General features: G+C 68.6%; 24 protein-coding genes. 11 read left to right on the top strand and 13 right to left on the bottom strand.

All coding sequences use genetic code 11. The annotated features are described in order from the left end of the window. Positions 1-105 precede the first annotated feature (105 nt). On the top strand, positions 106-429 hold the full coding sequence (locus tag AB0L57_RS16905; protein ID WP_364962529.1) for an SMR family transporter: 324 nt from the start codon (positions 106-108) through the stop codon (positions 427-429). Between the two features lie 79 nt (positions 430-508). On the opposite strand, the gene idi is transcribed toward AB0L57_RS16905, so the two are convergent. Genes idi through AB0L57_RS16890 form a run of 3 tightly spaced genes read right to left on the bottom strand, consistent with a single transcriptional unit; the run spans position 509 to position 1,531 of the window. Next, entirely contained in the window at positions 509-1,072 is a 564-nt protein-coding gene (idi, locus tag AB0L57_RS16900) for an isopentenyl-diphosphate Delta-isomerase (protein WP_364962527.1), read from the bottom strand. Next, positions 1,069-1,335 (bottom strand): hypothetical protein, encoded by a 267-nt coding sequence (locus AB0L57_RS16895; protein ID WP_364962525.1) that lies wholly within the window; start codon positions 1,333-1,335, stop codon positions 1,069-1,071. The genes idi and AB0L57_RS16895 overlap by 4 nt, the downstream gene beginning before the upstream one ends. A 1-nt stretch (position 1,336) precedes the next feature. Further along, positions 1,337-1,531: a hypothetical protein gene (locus AB0L57_RS16890; RefSeq protein WP_364962522.1), complete on the bottom strand. Its 195-nt coding sequence runs from the start codon at positions 1,529-1,531 to the stop codon at positions 1,337-1,339. A gap of 392 nt (positions 1,532-1,923) precedes the next feature. Between AB0L57_RS16890 and AB0L57_RS16885 the strand changes: the two genes are divergently transcribed. Continuing rightward, positions 1,924-4,833 carry an AMP-binding protein gene (locus AB0L57_RS16885; protein WP_364962519.1) on the top strand — a complete coding sequence of 970 codons (2,910 nt, stop codon included), beginning with the start codon at positions 1,924-1,926 and terminating at the stop codon, positions 4,831-4,833. Between the two features lie 24 nt (positions 4,834-4,857). Here AB0L57_RS16885 and rffA read toward each other — a convergent pair whose 3' ends face one another. Next, positions 4,858-5,994 carry a dTDP-4-amino-4,6-dideoxygalactose transaminase gene (gene rffA / locus AB0L57_RS16880; RefSeq protein ID WP_364962516.1) on the bottom strand — a complete coding sequence of 379 codons (1,137 nt, stop codon included), beginning with the start codon at positions 5,992-5,994 and terminating at the stop codon, positions 4,858-4,860. 8 nt (positions 5,995-6,002) lie between these two features. Then, entirely contained in the window at positions 6,003-7,109 is a 1,107-nt protein-coding gene (locus AB0L57_RS16875) for a glycosyltransferase (protein ID WP_364962514.1), read from the bottom strand. A gap of 316 nt (positions 7,110-7,425) precedes the next feature. Between AB0L57_RS16875 and AB0L57_RS16870 the strand changes: the two genes are divergently transcribed. From AB0L57_RS16870 to AB0L57_RS16860, 3 genes are read left to right on the top strand one after another with little or no spacing between them, the layout of a single operon-like run. Next, complete coding sequence (locus AB0L57_RS16870; protein WP_364963440.1) at positions 7,426-9,633, top strand: hypothetical protein; 2,208 nt, start codon at positions 7,426-7,428, stop codon at positions 9,631-9,633. Next, positions 9,630-10,100, top strand: coding sequence for a GtrA family protein (locus tag AB0L57_RS16865; RefSeq protein WP_364962511.1), 471 nt, complete (start codon positions 9,630-9,632; stop codon positions 10,098-10,100). Before AB0L57_RS16870 ends, AB0L57_RS16865 begins: the two co-directional genes overlap by 4 nt. 10 nt (positions 10,101-10,110) lie before the next feature. Next, positions 10,111-10,332 carry a Trm112 family protein gene (locus AB0L57_RS16860; RefSeq protein WP_364962508.1) on the top strand — a complete coding sequence of 74 codons (222 nt, stop codon included), beginning with the start codon at positions 10,111-10,113 and terminating at the stop codon, positions 10,330-10,332. A gap of 6 nt (positions 10,333-10,338) precedes the next feature. Here AB0L57_RS16860 and AB0L57_RS16855 read toward each other — a convergent pair whose 3' ends face one another. From AB0L57_RS16855 to AB0L57_RS16835, 5 genes are all read right to left on the bottom strand, one after another. After that, positions 10,339-10,938 (bottom strand): TetR family transcriptional regulator, encoded by a 600-nt coding sequence (locus AB0L57_RS16855; protein ID WP_364962505.1) that lies wholly within the window; start codon positions 10,936-10,938, stop codon positions 10,339-10,341. Continuing rightward, positions 10,935-11,696, bottom strand: a complete 762-nt coding sequence (locus AB0L57_RS16850; RefSeq protein WP_364962502.1) for an ABC transporter permease — start codon at positions 11,694-11,696, stop codon at positions 10,935-10,937. The genes AB0L57_RS16855 and AB0L57_RS16850 overlap by 4 nt, the downstream gene beginning before the upstream one ends. Continuing rightward, on the bottom strand, positions 11,693-12,424 hold the full coding sequence (locus tag AB0L57_RS16845; RefSeq protein ID WP_364962499.1) for an ABC transporter ATP-binding protein: 732 nt from the start codon (positions 12,422-12,424) through the stop codon (positions 11,693-11,695). Before AB0L57_RS16845 ends, AB0L57_RS16850 begins: the two co-directional genes overlap by 4 nt. 108 nt (positions 12,425-12,532) lie before the next feature. Next, positions 12,533-14,050 carry a multicopper oxidase domain-containing protein gene (locus AB0L57_RS16840; RefSeq protein ID WP_364962497.1) on the bottom strand — a complete coding sequence of 506 codons (1,518 nt, stop codon included), beginning with the start codon at positions 14,048-14,050 and terminating at the stop codon, positions 12,533-12,535. A gap of 101 nt (positions 14,051-14,151) precedes the next feature. Then, positions 14,152-14,889 (bottom strand): DsbA family oxidoreductase, encoded by a 738-nt coding sequence (locus AB0L57_RS16835; RefSeq protein ID WP_364962494.1) that lies wholly within the window; start codon positions 14,887-14,889, stop codon positions 14,152-14,154. Between the two features lie 168 nt (positions 14,890-15,057). On the opposite strand from AB0L57_RS16835, the gene AB0L57_RS16830 reads away from it, so the two are divergent. The 3 genes from AB0L57_RS16830 (at position 15,058) to AB0L57_RS16820 (ending at position 17,924) form a co-directional block, all read left to right on the top strand. Beyond that, positions 15,058-16,257: an FAD-dependent oxidoreductase gene (locus AB0L57_RS16830; protein ID WP_364962491.1), complete on the top strand. Its 1,200-nt coding sequence runs from the start codon at positions 15,058-15,060 to the stop codon at positions 16,255-16,257. Then, positions 16,254-17,204 carry an RNA polymerase sigma factor SigJ gene (gene sigJ, locus AB0L57_RS16825; protein ID WP_364962488.1) on the top strand — a complete coding sequence of 317 codons (951 nt, stop codon included), beginning with the start codon at positions 16,254-16,256 and terminating at the stop codon, positions 17,202-17,204. The genes AB0L57_RS16830 and sigJ overlap by 4 nt, the downstream gene beginning before the upstream one ends. A 96-nt stretch (positions 17,205-17,300) precedes the next feature. Further along, positions 17,301-17,924 (top strand): DNA-3-methyladenine glycosylase, encoded by a 624-nt coding sequence (locus AB0L57_RS16820; RefSeq protein ID WP_364962485.1) that lies wholly within the window; start codon positions 17,301-17,303, stop codon positions 17,922-17,924. A 7-nt stretch (positions 17,925-17,931) separates the two neighbouring features. Here AB0L57_RS16820 and AB0L57_RS16815 read toward each other — a convergent pair whose 3' ends face one another. Continuing rightward, the gene (locus AB0L57_RS16815; RefSeq protein WP_364963437.1) at positions 17,932-19,608 is read right to left on the bottom strand and encodes a 2-isopropylmalate synthase; all 1,677 of its coding nucleotides are present in this window, start codon (positions 19,606-19,608) and stop codon (positions 17,932-17,934) included. Between the two features lie 212 nt (positions 19,609-19,820). Between AB0L57_RS16815 and AB0L57_RS16810 the strand changes: the two genes are divergently transcribed. Both AB0L57_RS16810 and AB0L57_RS16805 read left to right on the top strand, forming a co-directional pair. Beyond that, a complete protein-coding gene (locus AB0L57_RS16810) occupies positions 19,821-20,489 on the top strand; it encodes an FCD domain-containing protein (RefSeq protein WP_364962482.1) in 669 nt (222 codons plus the stop codon). 80 nt (positions 20,490-20,569) lie between these two features. After that, a complete protein-coding gene (locus AB0L57_RS16805; protein ID WP_364962479.1) occupies positions 20,570-20,965 on the top strand; it encodes a DoxX family protein in 396 nt (131 codons plus the stop codon). A gap of 80 nt (positions 20,966-21,045) precedes the next feature. Here AB0L57_RS16805 and AB0L57_RS16800 read toward each other — a convergent pair whose 3' ends face one another. Both AB0L57_RS16800 and AB0L57_RS16795 read right to left on the bottom strand, forming a co-directional pair. Then, positions 21,046-22,014, bottom strand: coding sequence for an AraC family transcriptional regulator (locus AB0L57_RS16800; RefSeq protein WP_364962476.1), 969 nt, complete (start codon positions 22,012-22,014; stop codon positions 21,046-21,048). Between the two features lie 105 nt (positions 22,015-22,119). Beyond that, positions 22,120-23,025 (bottom strand): NmrA family transcriptional regulator, encoded by a 906-nt coding sequence (locus AB0L57_RS16795; RefSeq protein ID WP_364962473.1) that lies wholly within the window; start codon positions 23,023-23,025, stop codon positions 22,120-22,122. 175 nt (positions 23,026-23,200) lie between these two features. On the opposite strand from AB0L57_RS16795, the gene tyrS reads away from it, so the two are divergent. Beyond that, the gene (gene tyrS, locus AB0L57_RS16790) at positions 23,201-24,484 is read left to right on the top strand and encodes a tyrosine--tRNA ligase (RefSeq protein WP_364962470.1); all 1,284 of its coding nucleotides are present in this window, start codon (positions 23,201-23,203) and stop codon (positions 24,482-24,484) included. Positions 24,485-24,886 lie beyond the last annotated feature (402 nt).

The following is a 24,886-nucleotide window of genomic DNA, read 5'->3' as shown; positions in this document are numbered from 1 at the left end:
CGTGGGCCGCGTGCACGACGGTCGCGGCCGGGTGGTGGGGCCGGTCCGAAGGGCCGACCGCGCCCGGCCCCGTGCGCCGGTCGGTGCGCCCGCTATCGTGCGCGCATGATGTTCGTTCTGCTCGGTTTGGCCATCGTGTCCGAAGTATCGGCGACGGTGTCGCTGAAGCTCTCGGAGGGATTCACCAAACTGGTGCCTTCCATCGTGGTCGTGATCGGGTACGTGGCCGCGTTCGCCTTCCTGTCCCAGGCATTGAAACGAGGGATGTCGGTGGGCGTGGCCTACGGGATGTGGTCGGCGATCGGTGTGGCGCTGGTCGCCACCATCGGGGCGCTGTTTCTCGACGAGCGGCTCTCGGCGGTCCAGATCGGCGGTATCGGCCTGCTGATCGTCGGTGTGCTCGCGCTGGAACTCGGTGGTGCGCACTGATTCCCGAGGGCATGAAATCCGACCATGCGTGCGGGTGATCGAGACTGTCCGAACCGGGGCCGGTCATCTCGCAACCTTCTCAGTCGCCGGCACGCGCGGCGCTCAGCACGCCGCCCAGCCACGGCGTGAAATCTTCAGGGGCGGAAGCGATATCGGCGGCGAGTCGATCCGGGTCCACCCACCGCAATGCGGCGACCTCCGCGGGGTCCGGATCGACGGGCAGTCCCTCGAACCCGCCGATCAGGACATGGTCCCATTCGTCCTCGACCCGCCCGGTCGCCGGATCGGCGGCCCGGTAGCGGTAGACACCGACCTCGCGCAGGACCGCCCGCACTCGCAGTTCCTCGCCCAGCCGCACGCCCGCGGCTTCGGCGACCGGCTGCCCCGGCGCCGGATGACCACAGCAGGTGTTGGACCAGCGCAGCGGGAATCGTGTCTTGACCGCGGCGCGCTGCTGCAGCAGCACCCGGCCGTCCGGCCCGAACAGCAGGACGGAGAACGCGCGATGCAGGCGGCCGGGAGCGGTGTGTGCATCGGACACCGCGAGCGCGCCGACCGCGTCTCCCCGCTCGTCGACGAGTTCGACGGGCAGGGATTCGCGGTCGGCGCTGAGATCGGGGGAGGTGGTGGGGGTGCCGGTCACCTCCCTACCTTATCGGCGGCGATCAGCAGGTATTGGAAGCTGCCCTCGCGACAGGAGGTGAGCAACGGCCCCGCCACACCCGTGGCCAGCTCGCATTCGGCACGCAATTCCCAGTACGGGATGGTCGCCGCGGTGAGATCGGTGACCGTGATGGGGGCCGGTCCGTTGGCCGTCATCGCCCGGAAGTACTCACCTCGCGGATGGATCATGCAGCCGTAGTGGGCGTCGATCCAGCTCACCGCGGCCGATCGCCCGCCGGTCACATCATTGGAGCAGCCGGTGACGCAGACAGATGCTCACCCCGTCGACCCGGCAGCCTAGGCGCCGATGGGCCGTGAAGCTCGTGCCGCCGCGGCCCGAGCCGGCATCCAGCAGCCGGTCGCTGAGAAGCACCGCATCGAGATGATCCAGCAGCAAGCCGACGTGGTCATCGGCCGGAACGGGAAGTTCCAGAGTCATCTGCGGTCCCCACCTCGAGGCGATGGATGCGGACAGCGCCGAGTCGAGGCCCGGCGCACGCATACGCGGACACGAACCACTCCGGCGAGCGGTTGCGCCACCCGAGAAACGGGGGATCGATCGGAGAAGGGACGGGCCCGGCGAACCAGACATCTGATCGAGTAGTCGAGCGCTACAACGGCGTTCCTGATTCCATCGCAGTTCGCCGGTGGCGGGCGTGCGGACACATTCGCCGAATCCCCCGGAAACTGCCGGGGCGGGTCGCGCACAGCCCGGTGTGCGGATGGGACCGATCACAACGGCCTCGCAGTAGGCTGTCGATGTGGCAGGCTCGACCCGCGCGCACGGGGGCGTGGTGGTGTCGGGCGCAGGGCAAGGGCTGGGAGTGAGCGTTGAAATTCGATACGAGAGCCCTCACCGGGCCCGTGCGGCGGTTGATGGCGACGGCACAGAACGGCCTCGAGGTCATCCGGTTCGGCGGCCTCGCCCACGACGTGGAGTCCTCACCCTACGAGGTCACCGAGCGCAAGCGGATGTACCGGCTGCGCCACTACTTCCCGGACGACCCCGCCGCGGTCCGGCCGGTGGCCCTGCTGGTGCCGCCGCTGATGGTCAATGCCGACATCTACGACGTCAATGCCGAGGGTGGTGCGGTCGGCATCCTGCACCGCGCCGGAATCGATTGCTGGGTACTGGATTTCGGCTCACCCGCCACGGAGGAGGGCGGCTGGCAGCGCGATCTCGCCGATCACATCCTGGCCCTGTCGAGCGCGATCGATACGGTCAACGAGCTCACCGGCTGCCCGGTCCATCTCATGGGCTATTCGCAGGGCGGCATGTTCGCCTACCAGACCACCGCGTTCCGCTACGGCAAGGGGGTGCAGAGCATCGTCACCTTCGGTAGCCCGGTCGACATCGTGGCGGGGTTGCCGTTCGGCCTGCCCTACGGACTGGTGTCGGAGGTCGCCGACTTCGTCGCCGATCACGTCCTGAACCGGTTGCCGATCACCGATGCCATGGTGCGGGTCGGTTTCCAGCTGCTCGATCCGGTGAAGACCGCCAAGGCGCGCATCGATTTCCTGCGCCAGTTGCACGATCGGGAGGCGTTGCTGCCCAAGGAACGTCAGCGTCGCTTTCTCGAACACGACGGCTGGGTGGGCTATTCCGGTCCGGCGGCGGCGGATCTGCTCAAGCAGTTCGTCGCGCACAACCGAATGATGTCCGGCGGCTTCGTCATTCGCGATCAGCCGGTATCGCTGGCCGAGCTCAAATGCCCGATTCTCGCCTTCGTCGGCGAGGTCGACGATATCGGCCAGCCCGCGGCGGTGCGCGGCATCGTGCGCGCCGCACCCAATGCCGAGGTCTACGAGGCCGCGGTGGTGGCCGGACATTTCGGCCTGGTGGCGGGCAGCACCGCGACGAATCAGACCTGGCCGCTGGTGCGGGACTGGGTCAATTTCCAGAGCGGGCACGCGGCCCTGCCCGAGCAGATCGCACCGATGCGCGAGCACGTCGCCACCGACCGCCAGACCACCGCCGCCACCCGGGTCGTGCACACCGCGGCGAGCCTGGCCGAGGCCGGTGCCGGAATCGGTGCCGCGCTGGGCGGACTGGCCGGCAATGCGCTCCGCGGGTCGATGGAGCTCACCGGTGAGGCCGCGCGGGCGCTGCCCCGGCTGACCCGGCTCGGCATGATCCAGCCGCACACGCGGATCTCCCTGGGCCGTTTGCTCGCCGAGCAGCAGCGCAACGCACCGCTGCAGGATCTGTTCCTGTTCGACGACCGGGTGCACTCGCACTCCGCGGTCGGCGCCCGGATCGACAATGTGGTGCGCGGGCTGATCTCGGTCGGCATCCGCCCGGCCACCCGGGTCGGCGTATTGATGGAGACCCGGCCCAGTGCGCTGGCCACCGTCGCCGCCCTGTCGCGCATCGGTGCGGTGGCCGTGTTGCTGGCGCCCGGCAGCGAGGTCGGCCGCGCGGTCGAATCGACCGGGGCGACGGCGATCGTGGCCGATCCGGAGAATCTGCGTTCCGCCACCGAGACCGGGCTGCGGGTGTTCGTCCTGGGTGGCGGTGACGCGCGCACGATCGAGGTTCCCGACGGCGCCGATGTGGTCGACCTGGAACAGATCGATCCGGCGGCGGTGACGCTGCCGGCCTGGTTCCGGCCCGATCCGGGACTGGCGCGGGAGCTGGCGTTCATCCTGGTCACCGGCACCGGGGACAAGCTCGACCTCAAATACATCACCAATCACCGCTGGGCGGTGTCGGCCTTCGGCACCGCGTCGGCGGCCGACCTGGACCGCCGTGACACGGTGTATTGCCTTGCGCCGCTGCACCATTCGTCCGGGCTGCTGGTGAGTCTCGGCGGTGCGGTGGCGGGTGGTAGCCGGATCGCGCTGGCCCGATCGCTGGATCCGCCCAGCTTCGCCGAGGAGGTGCACCGCTACGGGGTCACCGTCGTCACCTACACCTGGACGATGCTGCGCGACATCCTCGACGCCGACACCTTCGCCGCCGGACATCCCCATCCGATCCGCTTGTTCATCGGCTCCGGTATGCCCGCCGGACTGTGGCGGCGCACCACCGAGCGCTTCGCACCGGCGCGGGTGCTGGAGTTCTACGCCTCGATCGAGGGCGATGTCGTGCTGGCCAATGTGGCAGGTGTGAAGATCGGCTGCAAGGGCCGCTCGCTGCCGGGTACCGCGAAGGTGGAGCTGATCTCCTACGATCCGGTCACCGAGCAGATCATCACCGACACCAGAGGTTTCGCCCGCCGCGCCGCCGACAACGAGGTGGGCCTGCTCATCGGGAAGGCCGGTGACACCGTCGATCTGTCACAGGGCGGGCTGCGTGGGGTCTTCACACCGGGCGATGCCTGGATGCCGACGGAGAATCTGTTCCGCCGCGACAGCGACGGCGACTACTGGCTGATGGACCGCCGCGACACCGTCATCCGGACGCCGCGTGGCCCGGTCTACGTCCAGCCGATCGTGGACGCGCTCAACGACATCGCCGCGGTCGACATGGAGGTCGCGTTCGGGCACCGCACCCCGGAGGCCATCCTCGCGGTCGCCGTGGTGAGTGTGCGCGACGGGCAGCGGCTCGAACCCGCCGACATCACCGAGGGGTTGCGCGCCCTCGATCCGGCGCAGCGGCCCGATATCGTCCACATCGTCGACGAGATTCCGCGCAGTTCCAGTTTCCGGCCCTCCACCCATGCCGTCCAGGCCCGGTTGCGCGCGGAGCCGGCCCAGCGGACCTGGTCCTACAACCGCGAGACCGACACTTACGAATAGCTGCCCGGCCCGGAGATCGGGAGGTCACACCGTGAAGGCGGTGACCGTGTCGATCACCCGCGCCACCTGCTCATCGCCGAGATCCGGCCACAGCGGAAGGCGTAGCAGGGTGGCCGAAAACTCCTCCGTGTTCCGGCACGACACCGTGGTCCGGCCCAGCTTCAGCCCGGCCGGACTGGAGTGCAGCGGCACATAGTGGAACGGTGCGGAGATCCCGTGCTCGCGCAGATGCCGGATCAGTGCGTCGCGATGGTCTTCGGTGGGGGTGCGCAGGTAGTACAGGTGCGCGGTGTGTTCGCGATCGTCGGGCACGCGCATCAGCCGCACCTCGTTGCGCGCGGCCCAGCCCGGCAGTCCGGCGGCGTAGGCATCCCAGACCCGATGACGACCGGCCTGGATGCGATCGAATTCGGCGAGCTGCGCATCGAGCACCGCCGCGTTCAATTCGCTGGGCAGATAACTGGATCCGATGTCCTGCCAGGAGTACTTGTCCACCGCACCACGCAGGAACCGGGCCCGGTCGGTGCCCTTCTCGCGGATGATCTCGGCGCGCCCCATGAGGATGTCGTCGGTCAGCAGGATCGCCCCGCCCTCACCGCAGTGCACATTCTTGGTGTCGTGGAAGCTCAGCGCGCCCACGGTGCCGATCGTGCCCAGCGGCCGTCCGCGCCAGCGCCCGCCCAGCCCGTGCGCGGTGTCCTCCACGACGGCCAGCCCGTGCGCGTCGGCGACCTCGAGCAGCCGGTCCATATCGGCGCCGACACCGCCGTAGTGTATGACGACGATCGCTTTGGTGCGGTCGGTGACCGCAGCGGCCACCGAGTCCGGGTCCAGATTGCCGCGTTCGTCGATATCGGCGAAAACGCAAGTGGCCCCGCGCATCGCGACCGCGGTGGCGGTCGAGGTGAAGGCGAAACTGGGGACGATCACCTCGTCGTCGGGACCGAGTTCCAGCAGCAGTCCGGCCATCTCGAGCGCATGGGTGCACGAGGTGGTCAGCAGGGCGTGCGCGGCACCGGTGATCGTGCGCAGCTTCTCGGTCGCGGCCGCCGTGAACGGACCGTCCCCGTGGCTGTGATCGGAGGCCAGCACCGCGGCCACATTCGGCAGCTCCGCTGCGGCGCGATAGGGACGGCTGAAGAGGATGTGGTCAGTGCTCACCCGGATTGTTACCCCTGATCGCCGCGGCCGTGGTCGACACCCGCGCCCGTGCTCACCGGACGCGGTGTCGGCGAATCTACCGTCAGATACAGGGGTTTGCCCACCAGTACGTGCAACGCCACCCCCAGATATTCGGCGATGAGCCCCAGCGAGAACAGGATCGCACCCGACACCAGCAGCAGCACGACGATGATCGACGCCCAGCCCTCGGGATCGTGCCCGTCGCCGAACAGTGCGTTCCCGATCACCACGGCGGCCATCACCGCACCACCGGCCGCCAGCGTCACCCCCAGCAGGCTCACCAGTCGCAGGCCGCGAGTTCCGCTGCACAGCACCATCTTCCAGAACAGCGAGAACAGCCGGCGGTAGTTGTAACCGGACTCCTCGCGGCCTTCCGCGCGCAGCACCACCGGTGCCTGGGCGGTGTTGTCGACCACCCAGGTCAGGGCCACGTCGAGATACACGCCGTTGGAGGCGACCTCGGCGAGCTGACGGCCGATATCGCCGCGAATCAGGCGGAAACTCTCGAATCGGGTGGAGTCGGGGAAGGCGAACACCGTCGCCAGCACGACCTTCGCACCGCGGGAGGTGAGATTGCGCAGCAGACCGTGCGGGCGGGTGTTGGTCGGTTTGGAATAGACCAGATCGGCCCGCTGCTCGAGCGCGGTGTCGAGGAATGTGCCGACGAAACCCGGATCGTGTTGTCCGTCTTCGTCCATGGTGACGATCCAGTCGCCGCGCGCGGCGGCCATCCCGGCGATGGTGGCGGCGTCCTGACCGAAGTTGCGGCTCAACCAGATGACGCGAACGTGCTCGTAGTCGGCGGCCAGCCGTTCCAGCACGAGGTCGGAGCGGTCGGGCCCGTGATCGTGGACCAGAACGATCTCGGAAACGGTGAAACCGTTACCCGCCGGGGTGACCGAATCCCGGGTCAGCTCGTGGAGTTCGGCGACCAGTCCGGCGATGGTCTGCTCACCGCGATAGACCGGCACCACCACCGACACCGTGTGCGTCCGGCGGCGCCCGCCCCCCGCGCCGGTGACCGGCGGATGAACATCGGGTGTCGCGGGCTGGGCGAGAGCGCGGGCCTGTGCGGTCGCGGACGGAATCGGCATCAGCTGGTTCGACTTTCGATGACGGTGCGCACCGGAACTCTTCGAATGTGTGCAGAGCCCGAATCGGGGTGAACTCTAACACGGTGCTGGTCACGGGTTTCGCCGTCGCGATCGTGCGGGCGGTTCGACGTGCGATGCCGGTGCGGCCGTGGGCATGTAGGGTCTGACAATCGTGGTGGAAAGTGCAGTGTCGACGACGGCGCTCGCCGAGCCCGCGATCGAGGGGCGGGCCGCCGCCCCCGGCGAGGCCGAGCCGAGTGCCGCGGGACATCCGCGGCGAGTCGTATTCCGGTGGGGGACGGTCACCGTCGTCGGGGTGATTGTCGGATATGTCGCGGTGCTGCTGGCGAATGCACGACATTTCTATACCGACGACACCGAGTCCCAGTACACGGGTCTGTGGTTGATGATGGGCCGCCACCTGCGCGAGGGACATCTACCACTGATGGTGCCCGAGCAGTGGATGACCGGGAACTACACCATGGAAGAGGCGGGGCTGTTCAACCCGCCGCAACTGCTGATCGACCTGATCGCGCCGTCGGTGGACAATCTCGCGCTGCTGGCGACCATCGTGAAACTGGTCTTCGCGATCATCGCCGCGCTCGGTGTGTACCGGATCTGCCTGGTCTACGGCAGTCGCGCCTCGTGGGCCGCGGTGGCGGGCATCGCTTTTCCGCTGTCGGGCTGGTTCCTGTTCTTCGACGAGGCCAGCTGGGTCACCTCGCTGACCGGTACCGCCTGGATGCTGCACGCCTGGGCGAGCGCGGTGCGCTACGCCCGCGGGCCCGCCGGTGATCGTTCGCGGTACGGCGCCGGCTCCTTCGGTTGCGGTCCGATCCCACTGTTCGTATTCCTGTATCTGGCCATTTCGGTCGAATACGTCTTTCCGGCCGTCGAGGCCGCCCTCATGCTGGTGGCGGTCGCGGTGGGCGAGTTCGTGGTACTGCGGGCCTGGCGGCCGATCATGCGGCTCGTGGTGGTCGCGGGCGCGGCCGGACTGGCCGGCCTGATGACCTATCTGCCCGCCATGCTCTCGGCCACGGTGAGCTGGCGTGGCAATTCTCAGATCAACAACGACCGGTTCCTCACGGTGCCGTGGTCGGAATCGCTGAACGCGAGCCTGCCGTCGGCGATGCCGGCGTTCACCTCCTGGTGGGGATATGTCCAGCCGCTGCCGGTCACCTACATCGCCTGGTTCCTGATTCCCGCACTGGCATTCGTGGACTGGGACCGGGCGCGCCGGGCCTGGCGGGAACTGGTCACCGTGGGCCTGTTCTCGATCATGTTCCTGATGTGGGCGGCCGGACCCGGCACCGTCGGACCCCTGCGCTGGCCCGCCCGCGTGCTGCCGATGGTCGCGGTCGGCCTGCTGATTCTCGTGTGCGTGCTGCTGGGGCGGTTCGGCACCCTGCGCGATCCGCGGCCGCGCGCGATCGCGGCCGCCGTGCTGATCGGATTGCTGTGGGTGCGGACATTTTCCGCGGATCCGCACGATGTGGGATGGCATGTGCTGTCGGTGGTCGTGGTGGGCGCGGTGGGCGCGCTCGCGGTGTGGCTGGGTATCCGCCGCGGTGCGGCCGCCGCCGTGGCGGTGACGATCGTGGCGATGTTCCCGATCGCGTACTGGCAGGTGAGCTCGGTGCAGCCCACCCCGATGGGCTGGAATCTGCCGGTGCATCGCGCCGAGGCGGAGGCCGCTTTCCCGACGTTCGACGGTCTGACCATCCAGCTCGGTGATCGCGCCCTGGTGCAACCCGGCGAGCGGAATCTCGACGATGCCTACGGGTCGCTGGTGTTCGGCAACTACGCCAAGGATGTACGGCGCAACTACGTCAACGGGTACACCCCGAACGGCCACTTCTGGTTCGGTGAGATGCTCTGTATGCGCTGGGATTCCAGCGTCTGCCCGGATTCGTTCCGGCGGTTGTTCACCCCCGAACCCAGCACCGGCCGCCCGCCGGTGGATCTGATGAAAATCGATCGGGTCGTGCTGCAGCGGGCCCTGTTCCCCGACGCCGGGAACCAGCCGCCCCCGCCGGGATGGAAGTGGGCGGACCCTCCGGGACACGAACGCTACATCCGGGTCCTCGAACGCGAGAGCGGGCCGATCTCCACGACCGGCGGCCGCATTTCCGACAGCCGCGGGGTGCAGGCGACCTCGCTGGCGGAGAGCGATCGCAGCAGCCGGGCGCGGGTGAGTTCGCCCGGCGGCGGACGTCTGGTGTTCGCACGGCTGAACTGGCCCGGATATCGCGCCACCCTCGACGGGCGGCCGCTGTCGATCGCGCAGGTGTCGAAATCCTTCGTCGCCGTGGATATTCCGGCCGGCACCCGGGACGCCACCCTGGAGGTCATCTGGGATCCGCCGGGCTGGAAGATCGGCGCCGTGAGCGCGTTCGGCGGACTGGTGGTGCTGGGGCTGATGCAGTGGCTGTCGCTGCGCGCCCGCCGCCGTGACCGCGACGGCGTCGCCGCGGTGGCGCCGCGCACACCGGAACCGGAAGCGGCGGAACCGGTGTCGTGAGCGTGGGAGCGGAGGATCCGGCCGCGGCGCCGCCGCGGCCCGGACTGCTGCTGCGGGTGATCCGCCGCCAGGAGATCGCCTTCGCCGCGGTGGGGGCGGCCAACACCCTGCTCGGCATGGTGGCGACGATCGTGTGGCTGAAGGTGCTGCCCGACAGCTGGCCGCCCGCGGTGGCGGTGGCGCTCGCCTATTGCATCAGCATCGTCTTCGCGTTCTTCGGGCACCGGAACCTGGTCTTCCGGGTGCGTGGCCACCTGCTCGGCGATTTCCTGCGTTTCGTGGCGGTCAACTCCGGTGGACTGGTGCTGAACATGGCCGGAGTGCAGCTGGCGGTGGGGGTGCTCGACCTGCCCGAGACCCCGGCCACGGTGGTCGTCATGGGCTTGGTCGCGATCGTGAGCTACTTCGGCCATCGCTACATCTCGTTCCGGCGGGCGGCGGAACCGCCCACCGGCTCCGGCGGGTAGGTTGTCGGTCATGGCGGAGCAAACTCTGGACCCGACGTTGTTGAGCCTGCTGGCCTGCCCACAGGACAAGGGCCCGTTGTCGCTGGTGCGCGATGCGGATGGCAACAGCGTGCTGTACAACCCGCGCCTGCGCCGCGCCTACCCCATCGACAACGGCATCCCGGTACTGCTGGTGGACGAGGCTCGCGAGGTGGGCGACACCGAGCACGAGGCGTTCCTCGCCCAGGCCTGAGCAGCCTCATCCGCCGCTGGGCAGGTCCCCGGTGAGGTAGCGCTGGATGGTCGGCCCGGCCAGCGCGGCCAGATCGTCGAGTGGCATGGATGCGACCGGCTCGACTCGCAAAATCTTGCGGGCCACCAGCAGTCCGATCATCTGCGATACGGCCAGCACCACCCGGGTCGTTCCGGTACCCGGCGGCGTATCCACCCGCTCCCGGACATCTTTCAGCGCGACCTCGAGCAGGAAACTGCGTGCCAGTGCGGCATCGCCGCCGGCCAGGATGCCGCGGAAGGCCGCCACCGCGTGCTCACCGATCGAGGAGTCCCAGGCGCCCACCACCGTGCGCACCACGGTTTCCCCGAGGTCTCCGGGCGCTGCGGCGCGGATCGGCGCGCGGATCATTTCCGGATCGATGGGCAGGTTCAAAGTGGCGGAGAACAATTGCTGTTTGGTGCCGAAATAGTGGTGCACCAGCGCCGGATCGACCCCGGCCGCGCCCGCGATCGAGCGGATCGAGGCTTTGTCGAATCCCACCTCGGCGAAGCGGCTGCGCGCGGCATCGAGAATTGCCGCCCGCGTACCGGACTCACCGGCCCGCCGCCCGGTCCGCTCGCTCACGGTGTGCGCCGCCGTAAGGTGGCCGCTCCCAAAGCGAGTGCGACAGCGGCGAATCCGGCGACGATGCCCAGGTCTCGCCACATCGCCGCGGTGGCCCCGGGATGTCGCGACACCTCCTGCAGGGCGTCGACCGCGTAGCTGAGCGGCAGTACATCGCTGATGATCTCGAGCCAGCGCGGTAGCTGATCGCGGGGCACCAGCAGTCCGCAGAGGAAGAACTGCGGCCCCACCACCAGCGGCATGAACTGCACGGCCTGGAATTCGGTGCGGGCGAACGCACTTGCCAGCAGTCCGAGCGCGACGCCCAGTACGGCATCGACCACGGCGATCAGCAGCACCAGCCACGCACTGCCGGCGGCGTGCAGTCCGAGCAACCAGAACGACACCAGGCAGGCCAGGCCCGCCTGCGCCGCGGCCGCGGCCGAGAACGCGGTGCCGTAACCGGCCAGCAGATCCAGCTTCGACAACGGCGTGGTCATCAACCGCTCCAGCGTGCCGGAGGTCCGTTCGCGCTGCATGGCGATCGCGGTGATCAGGAACATGACGATGAACGGCAGAATGCCGAGCATGCTGATACCGACCCGGTCGAACAGGGTCGGCACACCGGGCAGCGACGGCGTCTCGTGATAGACGAAGTAGAGCAGTGCCAGCAGCAGCGTCGGCACCAGCAGCAGCATGGCCACGGTGCGGCGGTCGGCGCGCAGCTGGCGCAGGATGCGCGCGGAGGTGGCGGTATAGCACCGCAGCGGATAGGTCATCGCGGCTGTCCCATCGTGATCAGGGCGAGAAAGGCGTTCTCCAAACTGGTTTCCCCGGTGTCGGCGCGCAGCTGATCGGGTGTCAGCTGGGCCAGCAGCTGTCCGTCCCGCATCAGCAGCAGCCGATCGCAATGTTCGGCCTCGTCCATGACATGACTCGACACCACCAGGGTGCGGCCCTGCGCGGCGAGATCGTGGAACTGTTTCCACAACTCCGCGCGCAGCACCGGATCCAGTCCCACGGTCGGCTCGTCGAGGACGAGCAGCTCCGGGTCGGCGACCAGCGCACAGGCCAGCGAGACCCGGGTGCGTTGTCCACCGGAGAGCTGATTTCCGCGGTGGCGCAGGTGATCTGCGAGTCCGACCTGCTCGATCGCCGAATGCACCGCGGCGGTGTCGCGTCCGTAGAGGGCGGCGAAGTAGGCGACGTTGTCGAGCACGCTGAGATCGTCGTAGATGCTCGGTGCCTGCGTGACATATCCGATGCGGGACCGCAGTCCGCGGCTGCCCGCCTGCTCGCCGAGCACCCGCACGCTGCCGGCCTCGATCAACTGTGTTCCGACGAAGCTGCGCATCAATGTGGTCTTCCCGCACCCGGAAGGGCCGAGCAGGCCGGTGATGCTGCCCGGCGGCACGGTGAGCGAAATGTCGTGCAGCACTTCCCGTCCACCGCGTCGCACCCGCAGATGCTCGACGGTGATCGCGGGGGCAGGGTCCGGTTCCGTCACGATCCGATCCACCTCTCACCGGGGCGGGTGGGAAATTCACCAGCCGTTGAATTCAACATGTGTTGAATTCTGCGCCCGTGCGGGTGTTCGCGCAAGCCCCGTGCGGGATCAGTGCTCGTGGCCGGACGGCATGGGTGCGGACGGGACCCGCGTACCGGGTTCGACGACGGTGAATTGGCCCATCATGCCCTGGTCCTCGTGCCAGAGCAGGTGACAGTGATACATGTACGGATGCCGGGGGTCGGCCGGCCCGTCGAAGCGCAGCACCAGCCGCATCGAACCACCGGGTGGTAGCAGGACGGTGTCCTTGCGGCCGCGCAGTGCGGGCGGGGGCGGGCGGTCGTCGACGGCGGCGACGGCGAATTGCACATCGTGGACATGGAAGTTGTGCGCCATACCGTCGGAATTGCGGACGATCCAGGTCTCGGTGGTGCCGCGCTCGACGGTGGCGTCGACGCGGTCCATCGACATCGGCGCCCCGTTGATATTCGGGAACCGCAGCTCCATCGTTCGCTCGCGCACCGAATCCTCGGCTCGGGGGAGTTCCGGTGGCGCCAGGCGCGGTGGCACCACCGTTGTCGCGCGCAAGGTTTCGGCGGCACGCAGTTCCAGGACGTCGAAGGTGTCGTCACCGCCGGAGAAGCGGCGATTCCAGAAGCCGTCGCCCAGATCGGTGGGCAGCGCGCGCAGCGTCAACCGCTCCGCGGGGCGCATCCGGACCACGATCTCGGCTCGCTCGCCCGGTGACAGCCGGATCCGATCCGCCGGAATCGGGCGCTCCAGCAGCCCGCCATCGGTGCCGATCAGATCGAATGTGCGGTCGCCGGCGAAGCCGAAGGTGAAAATGCGCGCCGAGGCGGCATTGAGCAGCCGCAGCCGGACCAGTTCGTCATCGACCGTGCGATACGGCGCGAGGGTGCCGTTGACCATCGTCCGATCGCCGAGGATGCCGGTATCGGCGAAGGCCCCGCGGCCGTTGTCGAACGAGCCGCCGCGGAATTTCACGTCCTGCACGATCAGCGGAAGATCGTCGACGCCGTAGCTGCCGGGCAGTCCGGTGGCGATGTCGTCGTCGACCAGGAACATCCCGGCCAGACCGCGCCGGACATGGGATTCGGTGGCCCCGTGCGGATGGGGGTGATACCAGAGCGTGGCGGCGGGCTGGTCCACCGTCCACTCCGGCGACCAGGTGGCGCCCGGCGCGATCATCTGATGCGGACCACCGTCGGCGGATGCCGGCAGGTGCATGCCGTGCCAGTGCACGGTGGACGCTTCGGGAAGCCGGTTACCGATATCGACCCGGACCCGCTCGCCGCGATGCGCCCGCAGCGTGGGGCCCAGGTGGTCACCGTTGAAGCCCCAGGTGGGTGTGTCCTGTCCGGGCAGGAAACGGCGTGTGCCCGAACGCATGTCGAGGTCGAACACGCGGGTGCCGTCCGGGTCGAGGCGCCCGGTCGCCAGCGGTGGTATCGCGAGCTCATCGGTGAATGGCGCACCGGCGGTGGAGACCTTGGCCCTGGCGAACGCCCAGCCGGTGAGCCCGACCGCGGCGAGAAGGCCGGCCACCAGAAAAATACTGAGCCACAGGGCCGTTCGGCGCAGCGCCGAACGCGGAATCGATGCCATGAACCGACGTTATGTGCCCGATTCGCCCGGAAACATCGGTGAGCGCCCCGATTTCGCCCTGATCGTGCCCGGAGCCGACCCCGACAACGATCGGGACGTGGTCAGTGCCCGCTGGATTCCTGAACGGTGGCCGGAAGCGCGCAGCCGTCCGGGCCGCAGGCGTCGCCGTCGCCCAGCACCTGTAGTGCCGGCGCCTGATCGGCCCACGCCTTGGCCAGTGCCTGGGTGAACACCTCCGGCGGCTGTGCGCCCGATACCCCATAGGTCCGGTCGAAGACGAAGAAGGGGACTCCCCGCGCACCCAGCTGGGCGGCCGTCTGCTCGTCGGAACGCACATCGTCGGCGTAGGCCTCGGGATCATCGAGGACCGCGCGGACCTCCGCCGCGTCGAATCCGGCCGCCGCCGCGAGCTCGGCCAGTCGATCCCGGTCACCGAACAGGGGACGTTCGTCGGCGAAATTGGCCAGGTAGAGCGCGTCGAGCAGGTCCTCCTGCCGGCCCAGTGCGAGCGCGTAGTGCAACAGCCGGTGCATATCGAAGCTGTTGCCGAAGTCCCGGCCCTCGGTCCGGTAGGCCAATCCCGCCGCCTGTGCCTGCGCCGCGATACCACTCTCGTTCGCCGCGGCCTGCGCCGGGCTGATGCCGTACTTCTCCGCGATGTGCTCGATCACCGGACCGCTGTGCCCGGCCGGCAGCCCCGGATCCAGTTCGAACGACCGATGCACCACGCGAACCTGATCGCGATGTTCGAAGCCGGCCAGGGCCTGCTCGAAGCGCCGCTTGCCCAGGTAGCAGAACGGGCAATTGATATCGGTCCAGATCTCGACCTGTACGGCCATGGTCACCTCATTCGGGTTCGCGGAAGTCTTGTCATGTCAACCCGGTGAGTCGCCGCTGTGTTCCGGGGACATGACGGCCGTCACCGAGTGTGGTGTCACGAATGCGGCCGCTGATTTGTCCCATGACCGGAAACACGACTCCGATCCGAGAGAAGAGGCGCAAGGATCATGACCGACACATCGCGACCGCACGAGATCGTCGTCCTCGGCGGCGGCTACACCGGGATGCTGGCCGCCATCCGGCTCGCCCGCCGCACCCGCCGGATGTCCGGGCGTATCCGCATCACGCTGGTGAATCCGTCGGATCGATTCACCGAACGGCTGCGCATGCATCAGATCGCGGCCGGTACCGAACTCACCGACCACCGCATACCCGATCTGCTCATGGGAACCGGAGTGCGATTCCGGCATGCCGCGGCCACCGATATCGACCCGGCCACCCGCCGGATCGGCTGCGCCGACGGCACCGAGCTGGGCTACGACACCCTCGTCTACGCGCTGGGAAGTACGACCGACATCGACACCGTCCCCGGAGTCGCCGAACATGCCTGGACCCTGAACGATCCCCGGACCGCGCATCGCATGTCCCGGCGGCTCGCCGACCTCGACGCGACCGGCGGCACGGTCGTGGTCTGCGGCAACGGCCTGACCGGAATCGAGGCCGCCACCGAGATCGCGGAATCCCACCCGGACCTGTCGGTGACGCTCCTCGGCAACGCCGAACCGGGAGCCATGATGGGCCCGCGGGCGCGCGCCCACCTGAATCGGGCCCTCGGTCGCCTGCACGTCGTTCGGCACTGTGGTCACCGCATCACGAAGGTCCTGCCCGATGCCGTATGCCTGGACGACGGTGTGGTGGTTCCCGCGGGACTCACCCTGTGGACGGCCGGTGTGCGCGTTCCCGATCTGGCGGCCCGCGCCGGGATCGCCACCGACGCCACGGGCGCGATCATCACCGACGCGGCGCTGCGCTCGGTCTCACATCCCGAGATCCACGCGGTGGGCGACGCCGCCGCGATCACGCAGCCCTGGGGGCGTATCCACGGCACCTGCCAGAGCGGAATGCCCTCGGCGGCCCACGTCGCCGACACCATCGCCCGCGATCTGCGCGGAAAGCCGGTGCGTCCGTTCCGGTTCGGCTATTTTCACCAGCCGGTGAGTCTCGGGCGCCACGATGCGGTCATCCAGTTCACCCACGCCGACGACACCCCGAAGCGCTGGTATCTGAAGGGGCGCGCCGCGGTGATCTACAAGGAGACCGTCAGCAGCAGCCCGGTGCCGACCTTCCGGCTCAGCCGGCGGATGACCGTGTCGGTCTCGTTGTCGCGCGGCGGGCGCGCGACCCGTGCGGTGGGACGCGCGGCATGACCTCGCCCGATGCGGGGCGCGCCTTGCGGCCCACGGCACCCGCGCGCGACGATGATCCGATGACCGCTGGTGATGCGGACGAACCCGACGATGCCTTCACCGCACACCGCCGGCTGCTGTTCGCCACCGCCTACGAGTTGCTGGGCAGCGTCGCCGATGCCGAGGATGTCCTGCAGGACGCCTGGCTGAAATGGCACGACACCGACCACGACCGGGTGCGCCATCCCAAGGCGTACCTGGTCCGCACCGTCACCAACCTGTCGCTGAACCGGCTCACCAGCGCCCGCGCGGTCCGGGAGAACTACGTCGGGCCGTGGCTGCCCGAACCGCTGCTCGGTGCACCCGATACCGCCGATTCGATGGAAACCGCCGACACCGTCTCGACGGCGATGCTCGTGGTCCTCGAGACCCTGGGCCCGGTCGAGCGCGCGGTATTCGTCCTGCGCGACGTCTTCGGCTTCGCACCGGCCGAGATCGCCGGATTCCTGGAACGCCCGGAGGCCACCGTTCGCCAGATCTCCCATCGCGCACGCAACCACGTGCAGGCCCGCCGCCCGCGATTCGACGACGATCCCGTCGCGCGCCGGCGGATCACCGAGCAGTTCCTGGCCGCCGCGAACGGCGGTGACGTGAACGCGCTGATGGAACTGCTCGCACCCGATGTCACGCTCTGGAACGACGGCGGCGGAAAGGTCACCGCGGCCCGGCGCCCACTGCACGGCCCCGATCATGTCGCGCGCTGGCTGCTCGGTGTCCTGGCCAAACCGATTCTCACCGGCATCCGGATCCGTCCGGCCGTCCTGAACGGGGAACTGGGCATGGTCGGCGAGATCGGTGGCTTCCCGGTCGGCGCGCTGACCTTCGACCTGTTGGACGGCCGCGTGCTGAACATTCGATTCCAGGTCAATCCGGACAAACTCGGTGGTCTGCGCGGAATGGTCGAATAGCCCGCGATCACCCTGGCTCCCACCACGCCGATGCCGAACGCTTGATCTGATCCGCCCCGCGGGCGCGGGTGTCGTCTCGAGGGAGAATGGTGACCCGTGCCCGCCGAGGAATTAGCCGTCGAACCACTCGCCGCCGCCCACCGTGTCCTGGGAGCGACGCTGCGATCGGGCCCGGTCGCCGTCCGGATCGTCGAGGTCGAGGCCTACGGCGGTGATCCAGCCGGCCCCTGGCACGATCCCGCCGCGCACTCCGGGCGTGGGCGCACCCCGCGCAACGCGGTCATGTTCGGCCCGCCGGGCGTGCTGTATGTCTACTTCAGCTACGGCATGCACACGTGTGTGAACGTGACCAGTGGGCCCGACGGGGTGGCCAGTGCGGTGTTGCTGCGGGCCGGGGAAGTGGTCGAGGGCCACGAGCTCGCCCGCGCTCGCCGCCCGGCGGCCCGCACGGACGCCGATCTCGCCCGCGGTCCCGGCAACTTCGGCAGTGCACTGGGTATCGCCCTGTCCGACTACGGAACGCCGCTGTTCGACGAAGCCTCACCCATCCGGCTGGAATTGGCCTCCGGGACAATCGATTCCGACCTTGTCGGGGTCGGTCCGCGAGTGGGGGTGAGCCTGGCCGCCGACCGCCCGTGGCGACTGTGGTTGCGTGATTCCGCGGCGGTGTCGGTGTACCGGCGCAGTCCCCGCGCACCTCAGGCCGGGCGGTCGGCGTGAGCCCGCGTCAGCGATCCGCCGCGATCGGCCGCCGGTGCGCCGCGGCCACTGTCGCCGCCAGCTCGGCCATCGGCGCGGTCGGACCGAATCCGATGGCCCACAAGGTATCCGGGCCGATGCGCACGTGCGCGTACGCCACGTGGGCGTGACCGCTGTCCGCGCGCACCGGGTGGCCGTCGCGCTCGAGCACCTCGATCGCGACGCCGTCGGCCGCCAGGATCCGTACCATCGCCGCGGCGGACCCGGCGGCGTCCACCTGCTGCTCCACCGTTCCGCGCGATGTCGGCACGGTGATCGTGACCTCCCCGGAATCCGATGCCGCCCAGCTGATTCCATCGGCCGGACCGTGATCGCAGTACACCGACCGCAACAGCTCCCACAACATCGGCGCGCTCACCTCGGTACCGCTGTCGTCGGTGTGGCGCTGGACATGCCGCGCGAAATCGATCTGCAGCCGCCGCGGCAGGTCCAGGCCGTACTCGCTGTGCAGCAGGTAGGCGATACCGCCCTTGCCGGACTGTGAGTTGACCCTGACCACCGCGTCGTAGGTGCGCCCCACATCGGCCGGATCGATCGGCAGATACGGTACCTGCCAATCGATGTCGGATTCGCCGGCACCGGCCGCGGCGGCCCGGCGCCGATGGTCGGCGAAGCCCTTCTTGATCGCGTCCTGATGCGTTCCGGAGAACGCCGTATACACCAGATCTCCGGCATAGGGGTGCCGTTCCGGCACCGGCATCCGGGTGCAGTACTCGACGGTGCGGCGGATGTCGTCGATATCGGAGAAGTCGATCATCGGATTCACGCCCTGGGCATGCAGATTCAGCGCCAGTGTCGCGATGTCGACATTGCCGGTGCGCTCACCGTTGCCGAACACGCACCCCTCGACACGTTGCGCGCCCGCCAGTACCGCCAGTTCGGCGCAGGCGATTCCGGTACCGCGATCGTTGTGCGGGTGGACCGACAGGATGACCGCGTCGCGCCGGCTCAGGTTCCGGTGCATGTACTCGATCTGGTCGGCGTACACATTGGGCGTCGCCACTTCCACGGTCGCGGGCAGATTCAGGATCACCGGACGCTGCGCGGTGGCCTCCCACAGATCCGTGATCGCGTCGCACACCGCCAGGACGAAATCCGGCTCGGTGAGCATGAAGACCTCGGGGGAGAACTGGAATCGGATATTCGGCCGAGCGCCCGCCAGTCGGGCGATATCGCGGGCGCCGGCCACAATCAGCTCCGCGACCTCGGCCCGTGAGCGCCCCAGCACGACCTCCCGCCACACCGGCGCGGTCGCGGTGTACATGTGGATCACCACGTCGTTGGCGATTCCCTCGACCGATTCCAGCGTGCGGGCGATGAGATCGGCTCGTGCGGGTGTGAACACGACCAGGGTGACGTCCGCGGGTGCGAGGCCGGCATCGCGGATCAGGCGGACGAAATCGAAATCGGCCCGCGAGGCGCTCGGGTACCCGACCTCGATCTCCTTGTAGCCGATGCGGACCAGCATCTCGAACAACCGTCGCTTGCGCTGCGGATCCATCGGTTCGGCGAGTGCCTGATTGCCGTCGCGAAGATCGACCGGAACCCACAACGGGGCCGCGGTGATCCGGTTCGAGGGCCAGTGGCGTTCGGTCAACGGCACCGAAACCCTCTGATACACATCGTGATAGCGATGGGAGGGCATGGCGGACGGGCGCTGGCGATTCCAGGTGATGGCGGGATTGGGCACGATGATCGCTTTCGCGTCGGAGGAAGTGACCGGCGCAGCGCAGCGACCCGCGGGCAGGGTGCCGGTCGGTCAGACCCCGCCGCGGCGGCCGAGCAGAAGCAGTCCCTGTTCCATATCGGCTACCATAGCGATCAATAACTCCTCAGACAAGTAGAGAGGTATCCGCCGTGGCGACGGTGCAGAGACAACCACTGGCGGCCCAGGCCGCGCAGCTGCTGCTCGAGCGGATCAAGGCGGGGGAATGGCGGCTCGGCCACAAACTTCCCGGCGAGACCACACTGGCGGCGCAACTGGGCGTCGGCCGGTCGACACTGCGTGAGGCCATCCGGGAGCTGGCCGGGCAGGGAGTGCTCGAAAGCCGCCAGGGCGCGGGTGTTTTCGTCACCGCCCTCGATGTCACCGAGGACTGGGACGCGGTGCTGCGCCGCGCCGACATCCGCGCGGTCATCGAGGCCAGGGTCGCGATCGAGGCCGAGGCCGCCGCGCTGGCCGCCGACCGCCGTACTCCCGCGGATCTGCGCCTCATGCGGCGGGCGCTGTCGGTACGCGCGGCGGCCGACGACTCGGTCGAACATCTCGTCGACGCCGATACCGCCTTCCACCGCACCGTCATCGTCGCGGCCCACAACGAGATCCTGCTGCAACTGTTCGACGCCTTCGTCCCGCGTGTGCACCGGGCGATGGCGGATATGCTGCGCATCCGGCCGATGGCCGATCCGTCCGCCGATCACCGGGCGCACGAGCAACTGTTCGAGGCGATCCGGTCCCGTTCGGCCGATGCCGCGGCCGGTGTGAGCCGGGTCCACCTCAACGCCTTGAAGTCGGCACTGGCCTGACCGATGAATTCCGTTGAAGCTCACCGTCTGTTGTGGTGAGCGCGCTCGAACCGATACCGAGCACCGGAAGGACACCCGCCATGACCACCACCGCCCCCGGCAGCCCCGTCGCCCCCGCGAAGATCCGCAACCGCGTCCTGTGGACCGTGCAGATCGTGCTGGGCCTGTTCTTCATCGTGGCCTCCGGCCTGCCGAAGCTGGCCGGTCAATCCGATGCCGTCCGGATCTTCCACGAGATCGGCTGGGGCGATTGGTTCCGCTACTTCACCGGCGTGGTCGAGATCGCGGGCGGTATCGGACTGCTCGTTCCCCGGCTGAGCCGGCTCGCCGCCGCCGGACTGTCGGTCACCACCGTGCTCGCGGCGGTGACCCAGGCCGTCGTTCTCGACGCACGGGGCAACATGATCTTCCCGCTGGTGCTGGCCGTGGTCTTCGCGTGGATCGCCTACGAACGGCGTCCGGGGCACCGCGGCTGAGTTCTGCCGCGAATGTGCGGGCCGCAATCACAGGGGATTGCGGCCCGCACATTCGCGGTGCGAGTGCTGTGATCGGCGCGTCAGCCGCCGATGCCGGCGTCGGCGGGGGAATCCGGCTCCGGGGGCGCGCTGCGCCGATGGTTACCCGGGCTGGTGCCGAATCGTCGTTTGAAGGCGGCACTCAAACTGAACGCGGTGCCGTAGCCGACCTGGCGGGCGATCGACTCGATGGTCGCGTCCGTCCCGCGCAGCAGATCCGCCGCGCGCGCCAGCCGCCATTCGGTCAGATAGGCGATCGGTGGTTCACCGACCAGGTCGGTGAACCGGCGTGCCAGCGCGGCCCGGGAGGATCCGACCGTGGTGGCCAGTTCGGCAACGGTCCAATCGTGTGCAGGATTGTGCTCGAGCAGCCGTAGTGCCTGCCCGACAACGGGATCGGCGTACGCGTGGTACCACCGCGGCGCGTCCGCTCGTGCGAACCAGGCACGCAGCGCGGCGATCGTCAGGAGATCCAGCAACCGGTCGAGCACGCTGGCCTGTCCGGGGATGTCGCGCCCGGCCTCGTCGACCAGCATGCCGAGCAGTCGTTCGTCGACCTCGTGCCCGTCGAGAATCGCGCGCTCCGGCAGCGCTCGCAGCAGCCGATCGCTGACGGTGCCCGCGATCTCGTAGGTTCCGGTCACCAACGCGGTCGCTCCGTCCGGATTGGTACCCCAGCTGCGAACGCCGAGATCCCAAGTCGCACACAGTAATTCACCGTCCGGCGTGGTCGTGGTCTGGCCGGGATGCACGATCGCCTGCGGTGGCGTCGACGGCTCGTCGGCCACCGTGTAGGGAGCCGGTCCGCGAATGATCGCCACCGCACCCTGTCCGAGCCGGATCGGGTCCGCGCCTTCCGGTACCAGCACCGCGTGGCCGCGGGTGACCACGACGATCGTCAACGGCGCCTCGTCCTGAATCCGCAGCGCCCACGGCGGGTCGAGCAGGGAGCGCATCACGAAGGCGCCGCGGGCACGCGGGCCGTCGAGCAGGTCGGCGAGGGCATCCATGCCTCGACCATCGCGCATACCGCCGGGTCCGGCAACCGGACACCCACCGGGTGGCCGTGGCCGCCGCAACCCGGCGAACTCGTTGATCAGAACCGGCATCGGTGATCACCGCTGTGTCGATCCGGCGACCTCGCCGCCATCGACCGGCCAGGAACCGGCCGCGGCCGCGCGGCGGGCGTAGTCCTCGAACGCCACCGGTGCCCGGCCGAGCGCCTGTTCGACGCCGTCGGCGATCGCGCTGTTGCGGCCGTCGAGCACCGTCCCGAACAGATAGGTCAGCGATCCGACGATCTCGTCCGGGACACCCATCTCCCGCATGGCCGCGGTGTAATCGGACAGCGATACCGGCAGATAGTCGATATCTCGCCCGGTCGCCTCCGCGATGGTGGCGACCGCCTCGGCGAATGTCAGCGATCTCGGCCCGGTCAGTTCGTAGATCCGGCCCGCGTGGCCCTCCTCGGTCAGAGCCGCCACCACGACATCGGCAATATCGTCGGCATCGACGAACGGTTCGGTGACCGCTCCGGCGGGCAGTGCGACGCGGCCGGCCGCGATCTCGTCGGCGAGAAAGTCCTCGCTGAAGTTCTGCGCGAACCAGCTGCACCGCACGATGGTCGTGGCCGGTCCACCGGCCAGGGCCAGCTCCTCGCAGCGCAGTGCCTCCGGTTCCCCGCGACCGGACAGCAGCACCAACCGGTCCACGCCGGCGCGCCGGGCCGTGGCGGTCAACTCGGCGATCGCCTCGGCGGAGCCCGGCGCGGCCAGATCGGGCTGATAGGCGATATATGCCGCCCGCGCCTCCGCGAGCGCCGGAAGCCATGTCGATCGATCTGTCCAGTCGAACCGGATCGCCGTGGAACGAGACGCCGGCCGAACCGGGACGCCCCGAGCGCCGAGCCGTTCCACGATCCGCCGCCCGGTCTTCCCGGTCCCGCCGAGAAGCACGATGAGACCCATGGAAGATGTTGCAGCACTGTGTATTTCGTTGGTCGAAACGATGTTGTCGGTCATGAATCCAGTACACCCCCGACCACTCGGCCCCGCCATGGCCCGGACGCTCGCGGACATACGCGAGCGTCCACGGCCGGCCCGCCGACGCCACCCGGCCCGGCATCGCGCCGGTCGTCCCGGCTCTCGAGCGGACCCAGCGCGAACCGGTGGTGATCGTGCGGAAAGATGGGGGAGCGTGAACGCCGACATCATCGACGAACTGAGCTGGCGTGGGCTGATCGCGCAGTCCACCGATCTGGATGCCTTGCGGGCCGAGGTCACGAAGGGGCCGATCACGCTCTATGCCGGCTTCGATCCCACCGCGGCCAGCCTGCACGCCGGACATCTGATTCCGCTGCTGACACTCAAACGGTTCCAGCAGGCCGGGCATCGTCCGATCGTGCTCGCCGGCGGCGCCACCGGTCTCATCGGCGACCCGCGCGACGTGGGCGAACGTGTGATGAACTCGACCGATACCGTCGCCGACTGGGCCGATCGCATCCGCGGCCAGCTCGAGCGCTTCGTCGACCTGAACGATTCGCCGACCGGCGCGATCATCGCGAACAACATGGACTGGACCGGCACCCTCGGCACCGTGGACTTCCTGCGCGACATCGGCAAGCACTTCTCGGTCAACGTCATGCTCGCGCGCGAGACGGTCAAGCGCCGTCTCGATACCGACGGCATCTCCTACACCGAATTCAGCTACATGCTGCTGCAGGCCAACGACTTCGTGCAGCTGCGCCGGGCCCACGACTGCCGCCTGCAGGTCGGCGGGTCCGATCAATGGGGAAACATCATCGCCGGCGTGGAACTCAACCGCCGTCTCGACGGTGAACAGGTCCACGCCCTGACCACACCGCTGGTCACCTCCGCCGACGGCAAGAAATTCGGTAAGTCGACCGGCGGCGGCAGCCTGTGGCTCGATCCCGACATGACCAGTCCCTACGCCTGGTACCAGTACTTCGTGAACACCGGCGATGCCGATGTCGTCCGCTACCTGCGCTGGTTCACCTTCCTCGACCGCGACGAACTCGCCGAACTGGAAACCGCCACGGCCGATCGCCCGCACGCTCGGGAGGCGCAGCGCCGCCTGGCCGCGGAGATGACCACCCTGGTCCACGGCGAGGCCCACACCCGTTCGGTGCAACTGGCCAGCCAGGCCCTGTTCGGCCGCGGTGAACTGCAGGATCTGGACGAGCCCACGCTGGCCTCCGCACTGTCGGAGGCGGCGGGCGACGCAGCGATCGCCGAGTCCGCACCCGATTCCACGATCGTGGATCTGCTGGTCGCCGCAGGTCTGTCCGAAGGCCGGGGCGCTGCCCGCCGGGCGGTCGCCGACGGCGGTGCCTCGGTGAACAACGTCCGTATCTCCGACCCCGAGTGGATACCGTCGGCCTCCGACTACCTGCACGGACGCTGGCTGGTCCTGCGCCGCGGAAAGAAGAACTTCGCCGGCGCTCGCCGAGCCGGTCACTGATTCGACCATGACCTGGATCACATTCGTGTGATTCAGGTCGGGTCGGGCCGATGCCGGTGTCCGTGACCAGCGCGAATGCTCGCCGACGTGCGGATTTGACGTAGCGTTCTCCGGCACGTAACTTATTCCAGGTCAGAGCGACACGGACACCGACCCGGAGCCGAAAGGCCCGGGACACGAGGTTGGACGAAAGACGCTTGATCGCCAGCAAGATCCAATGAGCATGCGGGGTTGACTTCGTAGAGCTCCTTGGCTAGGCTGGAACACCTGCCTCTCAAGAAGGTCGGAATATCCGGCCGGATTGTTCGTGCGTGTGTTCTTTGAGAACTCAATAGTGTGTCGATGAATGTCAGTGCCAAATATTTATTTTGGTTCCGATTCTCGCCCCCCGTGTGAGGGTCG

This window comes from Nocardia sp. NPDC052254 (genome assembly GCF_040679495.1).
In the GTDB taxonomy this organism is placed as follows: Bacteria; Actinomycetota; Actinomycetes; order Mycobacteriales; family Mycobacteriaceae; genus Nocardia.
Note: the sequence above shows the minus strand (reverse complement) of the source record. Positions and strands in the feature narration are given on the sequence as shown.

Bases quoted from the DNA above. Each gene is read 5' to 3' on its own strand.
- AB0L57_RS16805 (WP_364962479.1), top strand. From the start codon at position 20,570: ATGACCACCACCGCCCCCGGCAGCCCCGTCGCCCCCGCGAAGATCCGC.
- AB0L57_RS16875 (WP_364962514.1), bottom strand. From the start codon at position 7,109: ATGCCGATTCCGTCCGCGACCGCACAGGCCCGCGCTCTCGCCCAGCCC.
- AB0L57_RS16800 (WP_364962476.1), bottom strand. From the start codon at position 22,014: ATGGATGCCCTCGCCGACCTGCTCGACGGCCCGCGTGCCCGCGGCGCC.
- AB0L57_RS16840 (WP_364962497.1), bottom strand. From the start codon at position 14,050: ATGGCATCGATTCCGCGTTCGGCGCTGCGCCGAACGGCCCTGTGGCTC.
- AB0L57_RS16815 (WP_364963437.1), bottom strand. From the start codon at position 19,608: ATGCCCTCCCATCGCTATCACGATGTGTATCAGAGGGTTTCGGTGCCG.
- sigJ (WP_364962488.1), top strand. From the start codon at position 16,254: ATGACCTCGCCCGATGCGGGGCGCGCCTTGCGGCCCACGGCACCCGCG.
- AB0L57_RS16905 (WP_364962529.1), top strand. From the start codon at position 106: ATGATGTTCGTTCTGCTCGGTTTGGCCATCGTGTCCGAAGTATCGGCG.
- AB0L57_RS16850 (WP_364962502.1), bottom strand. From the start codon at position 11,696: ATGACCTATCCGCTGCGGTGCTATACCGCCACCTCCGCGCGCATCCTG.
- AB0L57_RS16860 (WP_364962508.1), top strand. From the start codon at position 10,111: ATGGCGGAGCAAACTCTGGACCCGACGTTGTTGAGCCTGCTGGCCTGC.
- AB0L57_RS16795 (WP_364962473.1), bottom strand. From the start codon at position 23,025: ATGACCGACAACATCGTTTCGACCAACGAAATACACAGTGCTGCAACA.
- AB0L57_RS16890 (WP_364962522.1), bottom strand. From the start codon at position 1,531: ATGACTCTGGAACTTCCCGTTCCGGCCGATGACCACGTCGGCTTGCTG.
- AB0L57_RS16835 (WP_364962494.1), bottom strand. From the start codon at position 14,889: ATGGCCGTACAGGTCGAGATCTGGACCGATATCAATTGCCCGTTCTGC.
- AB0L57_RS16830 (WP_364962491.1), top strand. From the start codon at position 15,058: ATGACCGACACATCGCGACCGCACGAGATCGTCGTCCTCGGCGGCGGC.